This is a genomic window from Pectobacterium zantedeschiae (genome assembly GCF_004137795.1).
Classification (GTDB): Bacteria; Pseudomonadota; Gammaproteobacteria; order Enterobacterales; family Enterobacteriaceae; genus Pectobacterium; species Pectobacterium zantedeschiae.
In genome coordinates this window covers 692,732-709,397 of record NZ_NWTM01000001.1, presented here as the reverse complement: position 1 = coordinate 709,397, position 16,666 = coordinate 692,732, and the positions used below count along the sequence as shown (strand labels likewise).

13 protein-coding genes and 1 tRNA gene are annotated in these 16,666 nt (G+C 51.7%); 10 read left to right on the top strand and 4 right to left on the bottom strand.

Translation table 11 applies throughout. The features are described 5' to 3' along the window. Nucleotides 1-41 precede the first annotated feature (41 nt). Nucleotides 42-713, top strand: coding sequence for a ribonuclease T (gene rnt, locus CLR69_RS03355; protein WP_129709838.1), 672 nt, complete (start codon nt 42-44; stop codon nt 711-713). 110 nt (nt 714-823) lie between these two features. On the opposite strand, the gene CLR69_RS03350 is transcribed toward rnt, so the two are convergent. Then, nucleotides 824-1,174 carry a Grx4 family monothiol glutaredoxin gene (locus CLR69_RS03350; RefSeq protein ID WP_005972539.1) on the bottom strand — a complete coding sequence of 117 codons (351 nt, stop codon included), beginning with the start codon at nt 1,172-1,174 and terminating at the stop codon, nt 824-826. Nucleotides 1,175-1,515: 341 nt separating this feature from the next. Here CLR69_RS03350 and CLR69_RS03345 point away from each other — a divergent pair, with 341 nt between their 5' ends. Continuing rightward, the gene (locus CLR69_RS03345; protein ID WP_129711648.1) at nt 1,516-2,370 is read left to right on the top strand and encodes a C40 family peptidase; all 855 of its coding nucleotides are present in this window, start codon (nt 1,516-1,518) and stop codon (nt 2,368-2,370) included. Nucleotides 2,371-2,597: 227 nt separating this feature from the next. Here CLR69_RS03345 and cydH read toward each other — a convergent pair whose 3' ends face one another. Then, nucleotides 2,598-2,687: a cytochrome bd-I oxidase subunit CydH gene (cydH, locus tag CLR69_RS03340; RefSeq protein WP_129706256.1), complete on the bottom strand. Its 90-nt coding sequence runs from the start codon at nt 2,685-2,687 to the stop codon at nt 2,598-2,600. Nucleotides 2,688-3,078: 391 nt separating this feature from the next. On the opposite strand from cydH, the gene purR reads away from it, so the two are divergent. After that, nucleotides 3,079-4,104 carry an HTH-type transcriptional repressor PurR gene (gene purR, locus CLR69_RS03335; protein WP_129706254.1) on the top strand — a complete coding sequence of 342 codons (1,026 nt, stop codon included), beginning with the start codon at nt 3,079-3,081 and terminating at the stop codon, nt 4,102-4,104. Nucleotides 4,105-4,441: 337 nt separating this feature from the next. Beyond that, a complete protein-coding gene (gene cfa / locus CLR69_RS03330; RefSeq protein WP_129711649.1) occupies nt 4,442-5,593 on the top strand; it encodes a cyclopropane fatty acyl phospholipid synthase in 1,152 nt (383 codons plus the stop codon). 68 nt (nt 5,594-5,661) lie between these two features. Here cfa and CLR69_RS03325 read toward each other — a convergent pair whose 3' ends face one another. Next, entirely contained in the window at nt 5,662-6,297 is a 636-nt protein-coding gene (locus tag CLR69_RS03325; protein WP_129706252.1) for a riboflavin synthase subunit alpha, read from the bottom strand. A gap of 248 nt (nt 6,298-6,545) precedes the next feature. On the opposite strand from CLR69_RS03325, the gene CLR69_RS03320 reads away from it, so the two are divergent. From CLR69_RS03320 to CLR69_RS03295, 6 genes are all read left to right on the top strand, one after another. Beyond that, nucleotides 6,546-7,919: an MATE family efflux transporter gene (locus CLR69_RS03320; protein ID WP_129706250.1), complete on the top strand. Its 1,374-nt coding sequence runs from the start codon at nt 6,546-6,548 to the stop codon at nt 7,917-7,919. A gap of 262 nt (nt 7,920-8,181) precedes the next feature. Beyond that, a tRNA-Val gene (locus CLR69_RS03315) sits at nt 8,182-8,258 on the top strand. Nucleotides 8,259-8,559: 301 nt separating this feature from the next. Then, a complete protein-coding gene (locus CLR69_RS03310) occupies nt 8,560-10,113 on the top strand; it encodes an L-lactate permease (RefSeq protein WP_129706248.1) in 1,554 nt (517 codons plus the stop codon). Nucleotides 10,114-10,158: 45 nt separating this feature from the next. Next, a complete protein-coding gene (locus CLR69_RS03305; protein WP_129706246.1) occupies nt 10,159-10,878 on the top strand; it encodes a (Fe-S)-binding protein in 720 nt (239 codons plus the stop codon). Nucleotides 10,879-10,887: 9 nt separating this feature from the next. Then, nucleotides 10,888-12,309 carry a LutB/LldF family L-lactate oxidation iron-sulfur protein gene (locus tag CLR69_RS03300; RefSeq protein WP_129711650.1) on the top strand — a complete coding sequence of 474 codons (1,422 nt, stop codon included), beginning with the start codon at nt 10,888-10,890 and terminating at the stop codon, nt 12,307-12,309. Then, nucleotides 12,309-13,004 carry a LutC/YkgG family protein gene (locus CLR69_RS03295; protein ID WP_129711651.1) on the top strand — a complete coding sequence of 232 codons (696 nt, stop codon included), beginning with the start codon at nt 12,309-12,311 and terminating at the stop codon, nt 13,002-13,004. The genes CLR69_RS03300 and CLR69_RS03295 overlap by 1 nt, the downstream gene beginning before the upstream one ends. Nucleotides 13,005-13,057: 53 nt before the next feature. Here the strand turns inward: CLR69_RS03295 and uca are convergent, their stop codons facing one another. Next, nucleotides 13,058-16,660, bottom strand: coding sequence for an urea carboxylase (gene uca, locus CLR69_RS03290; protein ID WP_129711652.1), 3,603 nt, complete (start codon nt 16,658-16,660; stop codon nt 13,058-13,060). Between the last annotated feature and the right edge of the window lie 6 nt (nt 16,661-16,666).

Below are 16,666 nucleotides of genomic sequence, written 5' to 3'. Positions count from 1 at the left end.
GCAATAATGCGCGCTGCGTTTTGCTAACGATTAAGAGACAAATGGCTGATAAAAGTGATCTGAACGCCCTGAGCGGCCGTTTTCGTGGGTTTTACCCGGTAGTGATTGATGTTGAAACCGCCGGATTTAATGCGAAAACCGATGCCTTGCTGGAAGTCGCGGCGGTAACATTAAAAATGGATCAAGACGGTTGGTTGCAGCCAGATGAAACGCTACATTTTCATATTGAGCCATTCGAAGGCGCGATTCTGGAACCGGCCGCACTGGCATTTAACGGCATTGACCCCACCAACCCGCTACGCGGTGCGGTGAGCGAATACGATGCACTACATGAAATTTTCAAAGTCGTGCGGAAAGGGATCAAAGATCAGGGCTGTAACCGTGCGATTATCGTGGCGCATAATGCCACGTTTGACCACAGCTTTATGGCAGCAGCAGCGGAGCGTTGTAGCCTGAAGCGTAATCCGTTCCACCCTTTCGCTACCTTCGATACCGCAGCGCTCAGCGGGCTGGTTTTAGGCCAAACTGTGCTTGCTAAAGCCTGTATTACCGCGGGTATTACGTTTGACTCCAGCCAGGCGCACTCCGCGCTGTATGACACGAATCAGACCGCATTATTATTCTGTGAGTTGGTTAACCGCTGGAAACGTCTGGGCGGATGGCCGCTTGCGTTGGAAGAAAGTTCGCTGGAAGACGTGTCAGCCGAAGACTAAGACGACGAAAAGATCGAGATCAAAAAACGGGTGCCGATAGGCACCCGCTGAAAAGATTCACGCTCGCAGCATAACAACATTTAGCATCGTCATTATGCTTGATAAGAGTATTACTCTTGATCAGCCTGCTGCGCTTTGTATTTGTCTGCCGTTTCTTTGATCAGCTGTTGCAGTTCACCGCGCTGAAACATTTCAACCACGATATCACAGCCGCCAACCAGTTCACCGTCAACCCACAGCTGTGGGAATGTCGGCCAATTCGCGTATTTTGGCAGCTCAGCACGAATATCTGGGTTCTGTAAAATATCTACATACGCAAAGCGTTCGCCACATGAAGACAATGCCTGAACGGTCTGAGCGGAAAAACCGCAGCTTGGCAATTTCGGGGAGCCTTTCATGTACAGCAGAATCGGGTTTTCAGCAATTTGGCGCTGAATTTTTTCAATTGTCGGTGTCGTCATCTTCTTGCTTCCTTAAATCTATAGGATGGCTAACGTCCAAAACGCTAGCCATGAGCCGCCGTCAGAGGTATTACGACAGCGACATTGACTCAGTGATATTGTACCGATGCCACTAGCTACAAAAAAACGCCATTTTTTGTAGGGTTATTTTCTCTTGTCGTTTTACGTCGTTGATGAAATCAACGCCAGAAAATGCTGATAAATCAATCGAAAAAATAACTATTAACGTTTTTTCACTATTCTGTATGAATAAAGCGACCGTGCCCACTTTTTTATGACACCGTTTTCAGGAATACTGTGCGGATTGAGCGAGTTAAGGATTATGTTCGGTCACTTTTATTATGCGCTTATTTATTACTCTTTTTATATTATTTTTCAGTAATCTATCCCTGAACGTGGTTCAGGCTGCGCCGCATACCCCGCATTCGGCGCCGAAGAAAAACGCCGTTGAAGAAACGAATAAGAAAAGCCGTCAAACAAAAGCGAACGCTAAATCACCCACTCCGATCAAAAGCAAAAAGCCAGAACCTACCGTCGTCAGCAATAAAACCAAACCCCGCAGTAGCGCTAACAAGCTGACAGAAAAAAAACTGTCACGGACGCAAAGCAGTACGCCCGCACTAGTAAAGAAAAACCTTAAAAAACTGAAACCTGAAGACGAGAAGCAGACAACGGCACAGGCCAGAGTCAAGACAGGGCTGAAGAAGACCGCCCTCAAAGGGAAAGTGGATAAAAGTCCTTCCCTCACAGAAAAAGGAATGGCGCTGAGCGCGGCGCATAAGAAACGCTATCAGCATGCCAAAACAACAGCCATGAATAAGCTGATGAGCCAAATAGGTAAACCTTACCACTGGGGTGGCTCATCTCCTTTTACCGGATTCGACTGTAGCGGGCTGGTTTATTACGCCTATAAAGACGTCGTTAAGATCCAAATCCCACGCACCGCGAACGAAATGTATCACCTGCGTGATGCCGCACCGATTAAAAAGAGCGAGCTGGAAAGTGGTGATCTTGTCTTCTTCCGCATCAATAATCGTGGTGCAGCCGATCACGTTGGCGTTTATCTGGGAGAGGGGAAATTTATCCAGTCACCGCGTACGGGTTCAGATATTCGTATCAGCAAGCTGAGTGAGGATTATTGGCAGGAGCATTACGTTGGCGCGCGTCGCGTGGTAACACCGCAGACGATTCGTTAAGCAGATGATACCTGTTAGACCCTAAATAATTCGAGCTTCAGGACAACCGTTAACGTTCGAACAACGCAAAGCGTTGGCCCCCCAGGGCGATGACCACAATCGCCGAGTATTTAAGTGCAGCCAACGCACATGCGGCTTGAGGTATGACGGGTATAAAAGCGATTCAGACACGTTTTATGCACCACAAACGTGTCTGAATGTCTAACCAGCACAGAAACGCCGATCGGTTAGTTCAGCACCGCAATAAAGCTAAACGTGATGATCACAGCCAACGAGCCAACCGTTGTCAGCAAAGACATCTTCAGATCTGTATCCATAAACCACTCCTTATTAGCGAACAAGTTTCATCTGAAACTTTATCTGAAAAAAAGACACCACCATTTGCAACAGAACCCAACAAGGCAGTTAAGACTACAAACAATAGGGTTATTACGATTCTTTCATAATTCTAGCGAAAAATCTCGGACGAATGCATCACTAATAGTATAAATTAGCCCTTTCACTTTCATGATAAATCGGACACAATCCGCTGTTTATGAAAGCGCTGCGTATCAGTCGAAAAACGTCAACCCAGACCCCTTCGGTATAACATTCGGCATTCTCCTTCTGAAATCCTGTTTTTTAGCTTAGAAGAAGAACTTTAAACGTAGGCAAACGATTAACAATATACTTACGTCTGTAACAGGTAAGTTCAGGAGTCATTTTTAGATGGCAACGATTAAAGATGTGGCAAAACGTGCTGGCGTTTCCACCACAACCGTATCGCACGTGATCAATAAAACACGTTTCGTCGCCGAAGAGACCAAGGCAGCTGTCAGGGCCGCAATCAAAGAATTGCACTATTCGCCCAGCGCCGTCGCCCGCAGCCTCAAAGTTAATCACACTAAATCTATTGGCTTGCTGGCCACATCCAGCGAAGCGCCCTACTTCGCCGAGATCATTGAAGCGGTCGAAAACAGCTGTTATGCCAAAGGTTACACGCTGGTGCTGTGTAATTCTCATAACGACATTGGCAAACAGCGCGCCTATCTTTCCATGTTGGCGCAAAAACGCGTCGACGGCCTGTTGGTAATGTGTGCTGAATATCCGCCAGAGCTATTAGCGATGCTGGAAGATTATCGCAGTATTCCGATGGTCGTGATGGACTGGGGACAGATGCACAGCGATTTTACCGACACGATTATCGATAACGCCTTTGAAGGCGGCTATATGGCAGGTCGCTACCTGATTGAACGTGGTCATCGGGATATCGGCGCTATCCCCGGCATTCAAGAACGCAACACCGGCAGCGGACGCTACCTCGGCTTTTTAAAAGCGTTGAAGGAAGCCGATATCACCGTGCGCGACGAATGGGTTGTTCAGGGTGATTTCGAACCCGAATCCGGCTATAAAGCCATGCATCAGATTCTGGCGCAGAAACAGCGACCCACGGCCGTATTCTGTGGTGGCGATATCATGGCGATGGGTGCCATCTGTGCGGCAGATGAACTGGGTTTGCGCGTGCCACAGGATATTTCGGTGATCGGTTATGACAACGTGCGCCACGCGCGCTTCTTTACACCAGCACTGACCACTATCCATCAACCAAAAGAGCGCCTGGGTCAATCCGCGTTTGCTATGCTGCTGGATCGTATAACCAGTAAGCGAGAAGATGCGCACGTCATTGAAGTACACCCGACGCTGATTGAACGTCGCTCAGTTGCCGATGGCCCATTCCGCGACTATCGCCGCTAACGGCAGCAATACCGTCCAGACGATTTTTCTATTCCTGTCCGCTTTCCCTCTCTGCTTCAGCCCATTTTCTTGTATGCTGGCTGAAGCAGTTATAAATCTACTATCGCGTTTCATTTCCTCTGGTGGCAGCCGATATGTCGGCTGTGATAAGTGCTGTCCAGGTGTTTTACGATACTTTCACCCCTAAATATTCGAGTTGCGTGACAAAACGCTAGCGTTTTGAACAACGCCAAAGCGTTGCCCCTTCAGGGCGAGGCTCAGAGATGAGCCGAGTATTGCCAACACGTATGCAGCTTGAAGTATGACGGGGATACTCGTGAAAAGTTAAGGAGACATGATGGGTTCACCTTATACAGAAGAATGGGATAATGACACCGCGCCGTGGTTCCGCATAATGCAGGACATGTTGGCCACTGCGGATATCATCATCAACGGTACCCGCCCTTTTGACATCCGCGTGATTAATCCCGGCATTTTTAAACGTGTCTTGCGAGAAGGTTCGTTGGGATTAGGTGAAAGCTATATGGATGGGTGGTGGGAGTGTGAGCGGCTGGATATGTTTTTCCATCGTGTCCTGCGCGCAGGGCTAGGGAAAACCTTGCCTCACCGCCTGCACTATGCCATGCGAGTCGCCCTCTCTCGCGTCACGAATTTACAATCCCGTCGGCGCGCTCAAGTGGTCGGTGAAGTGCACTACGATCTGGGGAACGACCTCTTTACCCTCATGCTGGATCCTTACATGCAATACTCCTGCGCCTACTGGAAACAGGCACAAACGCTGGAACAGGCGCAGGAAGATAAACTCACCATGATTTGTGAAAAACTCCAGCTAAAATCTGGCATGACGCTGCTGGATATCGGCTGCGGATGGGGCGGGCTTGCTGAGTTCGCGGCGCGGCGCTATGGTGTTTCCGTTTACGGCATCACCATTTCCAGAGAGCAGCAGGCGCTGGCGCAACAGCGCTGTCAGGATCTGGACGTCATCGTTGCGTTACAAGACTACCGCGATCTGAACCAGCAATTCGATCGGATTGTTTCTGTTGGCATGTTTGAACACGTCGGCCCGCGTAACTATGGCACTTACTTTCGCATGGCAAAGCGTAATCTTAAACCTAATGGGCTGTTTCTGCTGCATACCATAGGGGCCAATAAGACCAACCCGCACCTTGACCCCTGGATGAATAAATACATTTTCCCCAACGCCTGTATTCCCTCTATACAACATATTGCGCAGGCGAGTGAGCCTTACATGGTGATGGAGGACTGGCACAACTTCGGTGCCGATTACGATCGCACATTAATGGCATGGCAAGCCCGTTTTCAGCAATGTTGGCCCCAACTTGCCACACGCTACACTGAACGTTTTCGTCGGATGTTCAGCTATTATTTGAACGCTTGTGCAGGGGAATTCAGAGCAAGAGAACTTCAGCTCTGGCAGATCGTATTCAGTATCAATGGAATAGATGGTGGATTACGCATTTCGCGCTGAGATAAAAGAGAGAAGAGAAAACCGGATGATGATGTTCATCCGGTTTACAAAAATAGGCAATGCCGGAATTACGCTTCGTTAACGGGGTCGTTCGCCTGCTTGCTGGCTAACACGCGTTCTACAGTATCGACCACGGCCTGCGTTTGAGGGTCGATTTCGATATTGATGCGATTCCCCAGTCTCTTCTGACCCAGCGTTGTGCGGTTCAGCGTTTCTGGAATTAAATGCACGCAAAAACGCCCGCGAGCCACTTCTCCCACCGTCAGACTGATGCCATCAATCCCGACAAAACCTTTATGCAACACGTATTTCATCAGCGCTTCATCTGCCAGACGGAACCAAATCTGGTGATTATTTTCTGAAACCTGAATCTTGACGACTTCCGCCGTACACATGATGTGGCCCGACATGACATGTCCACCGATCTCATCGCCAAATTTCGCAGCGCGTTCAATATTCACAACGTCGCCTTCATGAATATCGCCCAGATTCGTTAGCCGCAGCGTTTCTTTGATGAGATCAAAACTGACGCGATCGCCATCAATAGCCGTTACCGTCAGACAGCAGCCGTTGTGCGCCACTGATGCACCGAGCGCAAGTCCTGGCAGCAGGTCGGTAGGGAGTTGAATAACGTGCGTGCGAAAGTTGGATTTTTCTTCAATCGACACCACCGGTGCGGTGCCCTGAACAATACCGGTAAACATGCGGTTTGCCTCTTAAAAACAAAGAAATGACTGTATGCAGTGTGCCCGATATTCAGCGGAAAACCAAACCGGAATACCACACGTTAAACGCTATCGAAACCGCAGCATAACAAAAAGAATATATTCTCTTTCATGCTGGTTTACTTTTATTAAGTCGTTACAATAACGCTCTCATTTTATTCTTGACGTTTTTCATATCCAGATTATTCATCGTGCTAGCCAAATTAAGTCATTCAAGGAAGGTATCCGTGCAACAGTATCTGACAGAAGCGCGTAAATTATCGGCGCTTGCTGTTCCTGTCATTATTGCGCAAGTGTCCCAAACATCGATGGGTGTGGTTGACACCATCATGGCCGGTGCTTATAGCGCCACCGATATGGCTGCCGTCGCGGTGGGAACCTCTATCTGGCTACCCGCTATTCTTTTTGGCCACGGCCTGCTGTTGGCATTAACCCCCGTTGTCGCACAGCTCAACGGTTCCGGCCGACGCGACCGCATCTCTCATCAGGTGAGACAGTCTTTCCTTCTGGCTGCCATCATTTCTGTGCTAACGATGCTGGTGCTGTATCAGGGGGAATACGCCATTAATCTGATGAGCGAAGATTCACCTGAACTGGCGGCAAAAGCCATCGGCTATCTGCATGCGTTGCTGTGGGGCGTTCCCGGCTATCTGTTCTATCAGGTATTGCGTTGCCAATGTGAAGGGCTATCCAAAACCTATCCCGGCATGATGATTGGGTTCATCGGGCTATTAATCAACATCCCGATTAACTACATCTTTATCCACGGTAAATTCGGCATGCCGGAACTGGGCGGAGTCGGCTGCGGCGTGGCTACCGCATCGGTTTACTGGATCATGATGCTGTTGATGATGCTCTATACCCGACGAGCTTCCTGGCTACGTGATATCCGCCTTCATCGCCCCGCATTCCGCCCGGATGTTGCCGTGCTGAAACGTTTGTTTGGCCTCGGTCTACCGATTGCGCTGGCACTGCTTTTTGAAGTTACGCTGTTTGCCGTGGTGGCGCTGTTGGTGTTGCCGCTGGGCGTCGTCGATGTGGCTGGTCACCAAATTGCCCTGAATTTCAGTTCGCTGATGTTCGTTCTTCCACTTTCGGTTGGCGTCGCTACGACCATTCGCGTCGGCCACCGCTTAGGGGAAGGTTCAGTTGAAAACGCGCGTATTGCCGCACACACGGGCATCATGGCTGGTGTCGCGTTAGCCAGCTGTACGGCAATTTTTACCACGCTGCTGCGTGAGCCTATCGCTCTGCTCTACAATCAGGATCCGCTGGTTGTAGCGATGGCTTCTCAGCTCATGCTGTTAGCTGCCGTTTATCAAATCTCCGATGCCGTTCAGGCGATCGGCAGTGGCGTACTACGTGGCTATAAAGACACTCGCTCAATTTTCTATATTACGTTTACTGCGTATTGGGTTTTGGGGTTACCGAGCGGCTATTTGCTGGCTTTGACAGACGTCATCGTGCCGCGCATGGGCCCTGCGGGTTTCTGGTGTGGTTTCATCATTGGCCTGACAGCGGCGGCAGTCATGATGGTGACGCGGATTCGTTTTCTTCAGCGTCAGCCTGCTGCACAGATTTTAGCGCGCGCGGCTCGCTAGATAACGTTTCACCCTGTCTTCTACCCTAAATAATTCAAGTTGCGTGACAAAACGCGAGGCCCACGACGGGCCGAGTATTTAAGGGCAGCCAACGCACAAGCCGCTTGAAGAATGACGGGTATCGTCGAAAAAAACGGCGGAATGGATACAAGCACAGCAATCACGCTGGCAAGAGCACAAAATTGCACTTTTCCTCTTGCCAGTTTTCACCTTGCTCGCTACTATTCGCCTCGCTGTCAGACAGGCAGCTCGGTATCTAAATGCGTTCATAGCTCAGTTGGTTAGAGCACCACCTTGACATGGTGGGGGTCGTTGGTTCGAGTCCAATTGAACGCACCATTCCCTGTTTTTTTCTTCTTCAATTCCTTCTAAATTTCCGTTCGTCTTCCATCGTTTTATGGAATAAACGTCGCTGTTTTCAATCGGTCACTGCTTCATATGACCGCCAATAGCACTGGCTATTAAGTAACTAAAATAACCATTAAGTAACTAATTTCACAATAATTGTGCACATCTTTGTTCCATCTGACCCGATTCAGTTAAAATTATTTAATAACCACTCATTATATAAGTGTATATAGCACCACGTTGGTATTCCTTGTTTTTTTACTTCTTAAAATCAGGATGTCAGGACACCGCTATGCACGATTATTTATATTTTTTGCTGGGCAGCTTCCCACTGTTGGTCATGATTGTTCTTATTCTCAAAATAAAAACGCCTATCCACCACGCAGTTCTGATTACGCTGACGCTAACCGTCACGATTGCCGCTCTATTCTGGCACACACCACTGAAAACGCTGGGATTAGCGGCAAGCTATGGCGCCCTGAAAGGGCTATGGCCAATTATTATCGTTATCTTGGGTGCTATATACAGTTATAACCTGATGCAAAAAACACGCAGCATGGATGTGCTACGGGATGTACTTGCCAGTATCAGCGATGATAAACGTATTCAGGTATTGCTGATTTCGTGGTGTTTTGGTGGTTTTCTCGAAGCGGCAGCCGGTTATGGCACTGCTGTTGCGATCCCCATCGGCATCCTTATCGCACTCGGTTTCAACCCGATGAAAGCGGCGATTGCATCACTGGTCGCCAATACCGTTCCTACCGCCTTTGGTGCCGTCGGCATTCCGGTTTCTATTTTAGCGGAACAGGTTCACCTTCCGGTGACCACATTAAGCGCTACGGTTGTGCTGCAACTGGCGTTATTCAACATTCTCCTGCCCTTTGTCATCATCGCGATCATTGGCGGCGGTATCAAAGCCATTCGCGGCGTGTTCGCTATTACGCTGGTGTGCGGCGTAACCACGCTGGTACCGCAGTATATTGTGGCCGTCCATCTCGGTGCCGAATTGCCCGCCTTCGCAGGCAGTTTAGTCAGCCTGATTGCTGTCACGTTAATGGCAAAATGCCGTAAGAAAGAAACCGAAGCCACCTACCTTATCGACAGCGCTCAGCGCGCTTCCCTATCAGGTTATTCCTCCAGTCAACTACTGCGAGCCTGCGCGATTTATATTCTGATTTTTACCTTTATTCTGCTTTGTTCTCCGTTATTCCCTACCATCAAAGGCACCGTCTCTCAGGTGGCTTCCGTCATCCCCTTCCACCTAACGGATACACAGGTGTTGAAGTTGAAGATCGACTGGATTGCCACTCCCGGCGTCCTAATTATCATCGCCAGCCTGTTGGGCGGTTTTATACAGGGCGCGAATCTGGGAACCATGCTCAGTGTATTCGTCAGTACAGTAAAACAGCTCAGAAATTCTATTATCGCGATTACCGCCATCGTCGCCATGGCGACAGTGATGGACGTCAGCGGACTGATCGCCACACTGGCACAAACGATGGTCGACGTGACCGGAGGGGGGTATCTGTTTATTGCTCCCGTGATTGGGGCGTTAGGCACTTTCGTCACTGGCAGCGATACCAATTCCAACGTGCTGTTTGGCAAGTTACAAACCATGGCCGCGGAAAAACTGCATGTCGACCCCGTCTGGCTGGCGGCGGCGAATACCGCAGGTGCCACTGGTGGCAAGATGATATCGCCACAAAGTATCGCGATTGCGGTGTCAGCAACACGCATGGAGGGGCAAGGCAGCGCGATTATGTCCGGTACGCTGAAGTATTGCGGCGTCTACATCATCATTCTTGGGCTCAAGGTCGGCCTGGTTTACTACCTGTTTATGGCCTGATGTAACAATAAAAAATCCATCTACATTGAGTAATGGGAGTCTGTCGTGAATGTTAATTTTTTTGTTACCTGTATTGGTGACGCACTTAAATCCCGTATGGCGCGTGATTCCGTACTGCTATTGGAGCAGTTGGGTTGCAGCGTGCACTTTCCCGAAAAACAGTCGTGCTGTGGGCAACCCGCCATTAACGGCGGTTATATCAATAGCGCTATTCCCGGTATGAAAAGCGTGATTGCTGCGCTGGAAGACAATGACGATCCGATCATTTCTCCCGCCGGTTCATGTATGAACGCCATCCGTCACTATCCCGAATATCTGGCCGATGAACCCGAATGGGTGTTGCGTGCCGAACGTGTTGCAGAACGCATGAAAGATCTGACTTCCTTCATCGTCAATACGCTCGGCGTAACGGATGTCGGCGCCCGTCTGTCAGGGACAGCGGTTTATCATCCTTCCTGTAGCCTGTTTCGCAAACTGGGTGTTCGAGAGGAGCCCGTCACGCTGCTCAACCACGTTCAGGATTTACACTTGCTGCCGTTTAAGGCAGAAGAAACCTGTTGCGGCTTCGGCGGCACGTTTTCAGTGAAGATGGCAGAGATTTCCGGCGAAATGGTCAAAGAGAAAGTCAGCCATATGATGGATGCCAAACCCGACTATCTGATTGGCGCGGATGTCAGTTGCCTGCTCAATATCGGTGGCCGAATGCAGCGAGAGGGCCATCCCGTCAAGGTGATGCACATCGCCGAAGTTCTGATGAGTCGCTAAGGAGAGGATATGAGTCTGAAAACCAGCGATGTAAAATTCAAGGATCGTATTCAAACCCAGATTCACGATCCCATCATGCGTAAGGCGGTTGCCAATGCGCAGGAACGTATCGGCGCAAACCGTCAAAAAATGGTCGACGAGCTAGGCCATTGGGAAGCGTGGCGCGATCACGCCGCTCAGATTCGCGAACATGTACTTAACAATCTTGATGCTTACCTTTATCAGCTATCAGAAAAAGTGACGTCCAACGGCGGACAGGTCTATTTCGCCAAAACCAAGGAGGATGCCACCCGCTATATCCTTCAGGTTGCTCAGGCTAACCATGCCAAAAAAGTCGTCAAAGCGAAATCGATGGTCACAGAAGAAATCGGCATGAATCACGTCTTGCAGCAGGCGGGGATTGAGGTTATCGAAACCGATTTGGGCGAATATATTTTACAGTTGGATCAAGACCCGCCTTCACATGTCGTGGTTCCCGCTATCCACAAAGATCGCTACCAGATCCGCAAAGTACTGCACGAAAAACTGGGCTATGACGGACCAGAAACGCCGGAAGCCATGACGCTGTTCATTCGTCAGAAGATACGTGAAGATTTTCTCAGTGCGGAAGTCGGCGTCACCGGCTGTAACTTCGCCGTAGCGGAAACCGGCTCGGTCTGTCTCGTCACCAACGAAGGCAATGCGCGGATGTGTACCACGTTGCCAAAAACGCATATTGCGGTGATGGGCATGGAGCGGATTGCGCCGACCTTTGAGGAAGTGGACGTCTTGATCACCATGCTGGCGCGTAGCGCGGTCGGCGCACGTCTGACGGGTTACAACACTTGGCTGACGGGGCCACGAGAAGCAGGACACGTTGATGGGCCGCAGGAATTTCATCTGGTGATCGTCGATAACGGTCGCTCACAGATTCTCGGCTCTGCCTTCCGCGATATTCTGCGCTGTATCCGCTGTGGTGCCTGCATCAACACCTGTCCAGCCTATCGTCACATTGGTGGGCACGGTTACGGCTCCATTTATCCTGGTCCGATCGGTGCCGTCATTTCCCCCCTGCTGGGCGGCTATCAGGATTTCAAAGAACTGCCCTATGCCTGCTCACTCTGCACTGCCTGCGATACCGTGTGTCCAGTCCGCATTCCTTTATCGTCGCTGATTCTTAAACACCGGCGCGTCATGGCGGAAAAAGGAATAACACCGACAGCCGAACAACGTGTGACGAAACTCTTCAGCTACGTCAACAGTCACCCGATGCTATGGAAGGTCGGAATGATTGCCGGAGCCCATGCTGCGGGCTGGTTTATTAAAAAGGGTAAAACGCCCATTGAGATCGGTGCCATTGGCGAATGGACGGAAGCGCGCGACCTGCCGGATGCAGATGGCGAAAGCTTCCGCAGTTGGTTTAAGAAACATCAGGCGAGAGGAAAAAAATAATGGAAAATCGAGATACCTTTCTGGCCGAGATTGCCCGTCAGTTCGGACGTGAGGTACGCCACGTTCCCGCACCGTTGCCGAGGCCAGCCAGTCATCATGCCCGAACTCGATTAACCGATCTGACCGTACAACAGCGTTGTGATGCGTTTATCGATGTCGCAACTAACGTCATGCTGGCACACTGCGAAATCGTCAGCGAAACCGACGCGGCGCAGGCTGCGCAACGCTTATGCGATAAATACGGACATGCGCCAATCATCATCAGCGACGATCGGCGCTTAGAGGCGTTAGGGATTACCGCGTGCCTGCAGCGTGAATGCCAGGCCACCGTATGGGATCCGCGCGTGGGGGAAGAAAACTTACGGCTGGCGGAGCAAGCCAAAGTCGGCGTAGTCTACGCGGAATATGGGCTAACCGAATCAGGTGGCGTGGTGCTCTTTTCCGCACCAGAACGAGGACGCGCCGTCAGCCTGCTGCCGGAGTCTTCTCTCTTTGTACTACGCAAAAGCACATTGTTACCTCGTATCGCTCAGTTGGCACAGCACCTACATCACATGGCACAACAAGGCGAGCGTATGCCATCGTGCATTAATATTATTGGCGGCCCAAGCTCCACCGCTGATATTGAGTTGATCAAAGTGGTCGGCGTTCACGGGCCCATTAATGCCGCCTATCTGATCGTTGAAGACTGTTAAGTTATTGGCCAGGCGGCATCGTTTCTGCCGCCTGCCAGGATACCGAACGGAACTTATCCCTGAGGCTCGATCACCACCACGCACTGCCCTGCACGAACGGACGCCCCAGGCTGGCAGCGAATCTCTCGAATCCTGCCGCGCTGCGGCGAGACAATCGGGATCTCCATTTTCATGGATTCGAGGATCATCAGCGTTTCTCCTTCAGCCACCGTCTTACCAACCTCCGTCGCCACCTGCCAGAGGTTGCCGGAAATCGGGCTTTCCACGCCCACCAGCCCCGGAGGGATCGGCATGTCGCTCGTTTCCTCAATCACAACGTCCATGCTATCCGTTACCGATTGACCAGCAATGCGCCAGCGTTCACGTTCCGCCTCAAATGCGGCCCGCTGACGCACGCGGAATGTCTCGATATCTTCCGCTTCCCGTGACAGGAAATCCTGATAGGCGTTTAACGCCAATTCGCTTTGTTCGATGCGCAGCGGATAACGCCCCAGCGGGAAATCTCGTCGGATGGATAACAATTCATCCGCCGACACCGGATAGAAACGAATTTGGTCAAAGAAACGTAATAGCCACGGTCTACCATCAAAGGCGTCAACACCACGATAGCGATCCCACATTTGCAATGTGCGTCCGACAAACTGGTAACCGCCCGGCCCTTCCATGCCGTAAACGCACAGGTAAGCGCCACCAATCCCCACCGAGTTTTCTGCGGTCCAAGTGCGCGCCGGGTTATATTTGGTGGTAACTAAACGATGGCGCGGATCCAAGGGTGTCGCAACGGGCGCGCCAAGGTAAACGTCGCCCAACCCCATGACCAGATAACTGGCTTCAAAAACCGTTCGATAAACCTCATCGATATTATCCAGTTCGTTAATACGGCGGATAAACTCAAGATTGCTCGGGCACCAGGGTGCATCGCTGCGTACTGTAGTCATGTACTTCTGAATCGCCAGTTGGCAGGCAGGATCGTCCCAGGACAGCGGCAGATAAACCACCCGCGATGGCACGGTTAGCTTTTGCTGGGCGCAAACGGCCAACCATAGCGAAGAAAGCACCTCCAGCAGATGCGACAGTACCAATGTTTCAGGCCGATAGTGCACCTGCAACGAACGAATGCCCGGCGTGATATCAATAATGCCATCCAGTACCTGTTGTTCCAGTGCCAGCATCAGCGCGTGAACGCGAAAGCGCAGCGCCACGTCCAGCTCCGCGGCCCCCACTTCCAGCAGCAGATGCGTATCGCCGGACAACCGGGCAACCAGCCGCTTATCCGCGTCACCGATATCCAGCACCACCGGAGAAATGAGCGCGGCAGGTGACCAGTCGATGTTGATCGGCGTAAGCTGTTCTACCTCAGCATAACGTGCCAATGCCAGTGAACGCGCTGTAGCGAGATCGACGGGAATAAAGCGCACGCGATCGCCGGCATTAAGCTGCCCCAGCGCCCACAGATCGGCTTCGATCACCGTCACCGGACAAACGAAGCCGCCCAGACTCGGGCCATCCGGCCCCAGAATAACTGGCATATCGCCAGTGAAATCCACTGCACCAATAGCATACGGGTTATCGTGAATATTCGACGGGTGCAGTCCTGCTTCTCCGCCGCTGTCGCGAACCCATTCCGGTTTCGGCCCAATCAGGCGCACGCCCGTACGGCTGGAGTTAAAATGCACTTCCCATTCGGTGGTAAGAAACGTGTTCATATAGGCAGGCGTAAAATAGTCTGGTGCAGCATGCGGGCCGTAGATCACACGCAGTTCACGCACTGCGGACAACGTGGTGCGTAACGCATCCGGTAGGCTGTCACCAACGCGTCTGTCTTCCAGTGCAGCAAGGTGCAATACGTCACCCGCTCGCAGCGCACGCCCGGCGTGACCACCAAACTGTCCCAGCGTGAACGTGCTTTTACTGCCAAGGTAATCTGGCACTTCAATGCCACCACGCAGGCAGAGATAGCTGCGCACACCCAGTTCTTGCATTGCCCCTAAACGCAACGTGGCACCGGCCGGTATCACAAATACGCGATCCATCGGCACAGGTTCGCCGTCCAGCTCAATAGCAATAGCCGCACCGGTGACCGCCGCTACCGCATCCGTGTTAAAACGTAATGTTGGCCCGTTCATCGTGACTTCCAGCGCAGCCGTTCCCGCCGGATTTCCCACTAATCGATTCCCTAAACGCAGCGCACGATCGTCCATTGGCCCCGACGGTGGCACGCCAACCGACCAGTATCCGAGACGTCCGGGATAATCCTGTACGGTGGTTTGTGTACCCGCACTCACCACTTCGCAGGTTGTTGCCTGATAAACCAGCGCATCCAGACAGCGCGTCCACGGCTGGCCGCTGGCAAACGGTTCTGCCGCCAGAATCTGACGCAGATAGTCACGGTTGTGCTCAACGCCGTAGAGCCGTGTCTCTGCCAGCGCGCGATCCAATCCGACCATCGCCTGCTCGCGGGTTGGCGCACAGGCGATGATCTTAGCCAGCATCGGGTCAAAAAATGGGGGGATGTCGCACCCTGCCGTCACCCAGGTATCGATGCGCAGGCGGTGTCCTTCTGACGCGGGGAATTCGACTTCCGTCAATAATCCCGGTGATGGCTGGAACTGTTTACCCGGATCTTCGGCGTACAAACGCGCCTGAATCGCATGTCCCTGAGGATTCAGTCTGGTAGCCAATTCACGCAGCGGCGGCAGATCCCCTGCGGCCAGTTCAATCATCCAACGCACCAGATCCACACCCCAGACCTGTTCCGTTACGCCGTGCTCGACCTGTAGGCGCGTATTGACTTCAAGAAAATAAAAACGGTCGGTCGCGCTGTCATAAATGAACTCCACCGTCCCTGCGCTGCGGTAATTCACCGCCTGTGCCAGGATGATTGCCGCAGAACACAGCGCATCGGCAACGCCGTCCGGTAAATTAGGTGCGGGCGTTTCTTCAATCACTTTCTGGTTACGGCGCTGCACCGAACAGTCCCGAACTCCCAGGGCCAATACCTCGCCCTGACCATCACCAAAAATCTGTACCTCCAGATGACGAGCGCGTTCGATATATTTTTCGATGAAAACGCCCGCATCGCTGAAATTGTTCTGCCCCAGCCGTTTGACCGTTTCAAATGCTTCGGACAGTTCCGTGGCGCTATAGCAGACGCGCATCCCAATCCCGCCCCCACCAGCCGTGCTTTTGAGCATGACCGGGTAGCCAATCTCTTCCGCCGCACACAGCGCGTCATCAATATTTGCCAGCAGTTCGGTGCCTTCCAGCAGCGGAACGTGGTATTTTTTCGCCAGCGCTCGCGCGGTATGTTTTAAGCCGAATACACGCAGTTGCTGCGGCGTCGGCCCAACAAAGGCAATCTTTGCCGCTTCACAGGCTTCGGCAAACGCCGCATTCTCAGACAAAAAGCCATACCCTGGATGAATGGCCTGTGCACCGCTGCGCTGAGCCGCAGATAAGATTTTCGCGACATCCAGATAGGTATGCGCCGCCGCGCCCTCCCCCAGACTAATCGCTTCATCGGCATCCTGAATATGCAGGCTACTGATATCGGCATCAGAATAGACCGCGACGCCACGGACCTTCATCTCACGCAGCGAACGCAGAATACGGCACGCAATCGCACCACGGTTGGCAATCAGAAGTGTATCGAACATACGCTA

Bases quoted from the DNA above. Each gene is read 5' to 3' on its own strand.
- rnt (WP_129709838.1), top strand. From the start codon at position 42: ATGGCTGATAAAAGTGATCTGAACGCCCTGAGCGGCCGTTTTCGTGGG.
- CLR69_RS03350 (WP_005972539.1), bottom strand. From the start codon at position 1,174: ATGACGACACCGACAATTGAAAAAATTCAGCGCCAAATTGCTGAAAAC.
- CLR69_RS03345 (WP_129711648.1), top strand. From the start codon at position 1,516: ATGCGCTTATTTATTACTCTTTTTATATTATTTTTCAGTAATCTATCC.
- cydH (WP_129706256.1), bottom strand. From the start codon at position 2,687: ATGGATACAGATCTGAAGATGTCTTTGCTGACAACGGTTGGCTCGTTG.
- purR (WP_129706254.1), top strand. From the start codon at position 3,079: ATGGCAACGATTAAAGATGTGGCAAAACGTGCTGGCGTTTCCACCACA.
- cfa (WP_129711649.1), top strand. From the start codon at position 4,442: ATGGGTTCACCTTATACAGAAGAATGGGATAATGACACCGCGCCGTGG.
- CLR69_RS03325 (WP_129706252.1), bottom strand. From the start codon at position 6,297: ATGTTTACCGGTATTGTTCAGGGCACCGCACCGGTGGTGTCGATTGAA.
- CLR69_RS03310 (WP_129706248.1), top strand. From the start codon at position 8,560: ATGCACGATTATTTATATTTTTTGCTGGGCAGCTTCCCACTGTTGGTC.
- CLR69_RS03300 (WP_129711650.1), top strand. From the start codon at position 10,888: ATGAGTCTGAAAACCAGCGATGTAAAATTCAAGGATCGTATTCAAACC.
- CLR69_RS03295 (WP_129711651.1), top strand. From the start codon at position 12,309: ATGGAAAATCGAGATACCTTTCTGGCCGAGATTGCCCGTCAGTTCGGA.
- uca (WP_129711652.1), bottom strand. From the start codon at position 16,660: ATGTTCGATACACTTCTGATTGCCAACCGTGGTGCGATTGCGTGCCGT.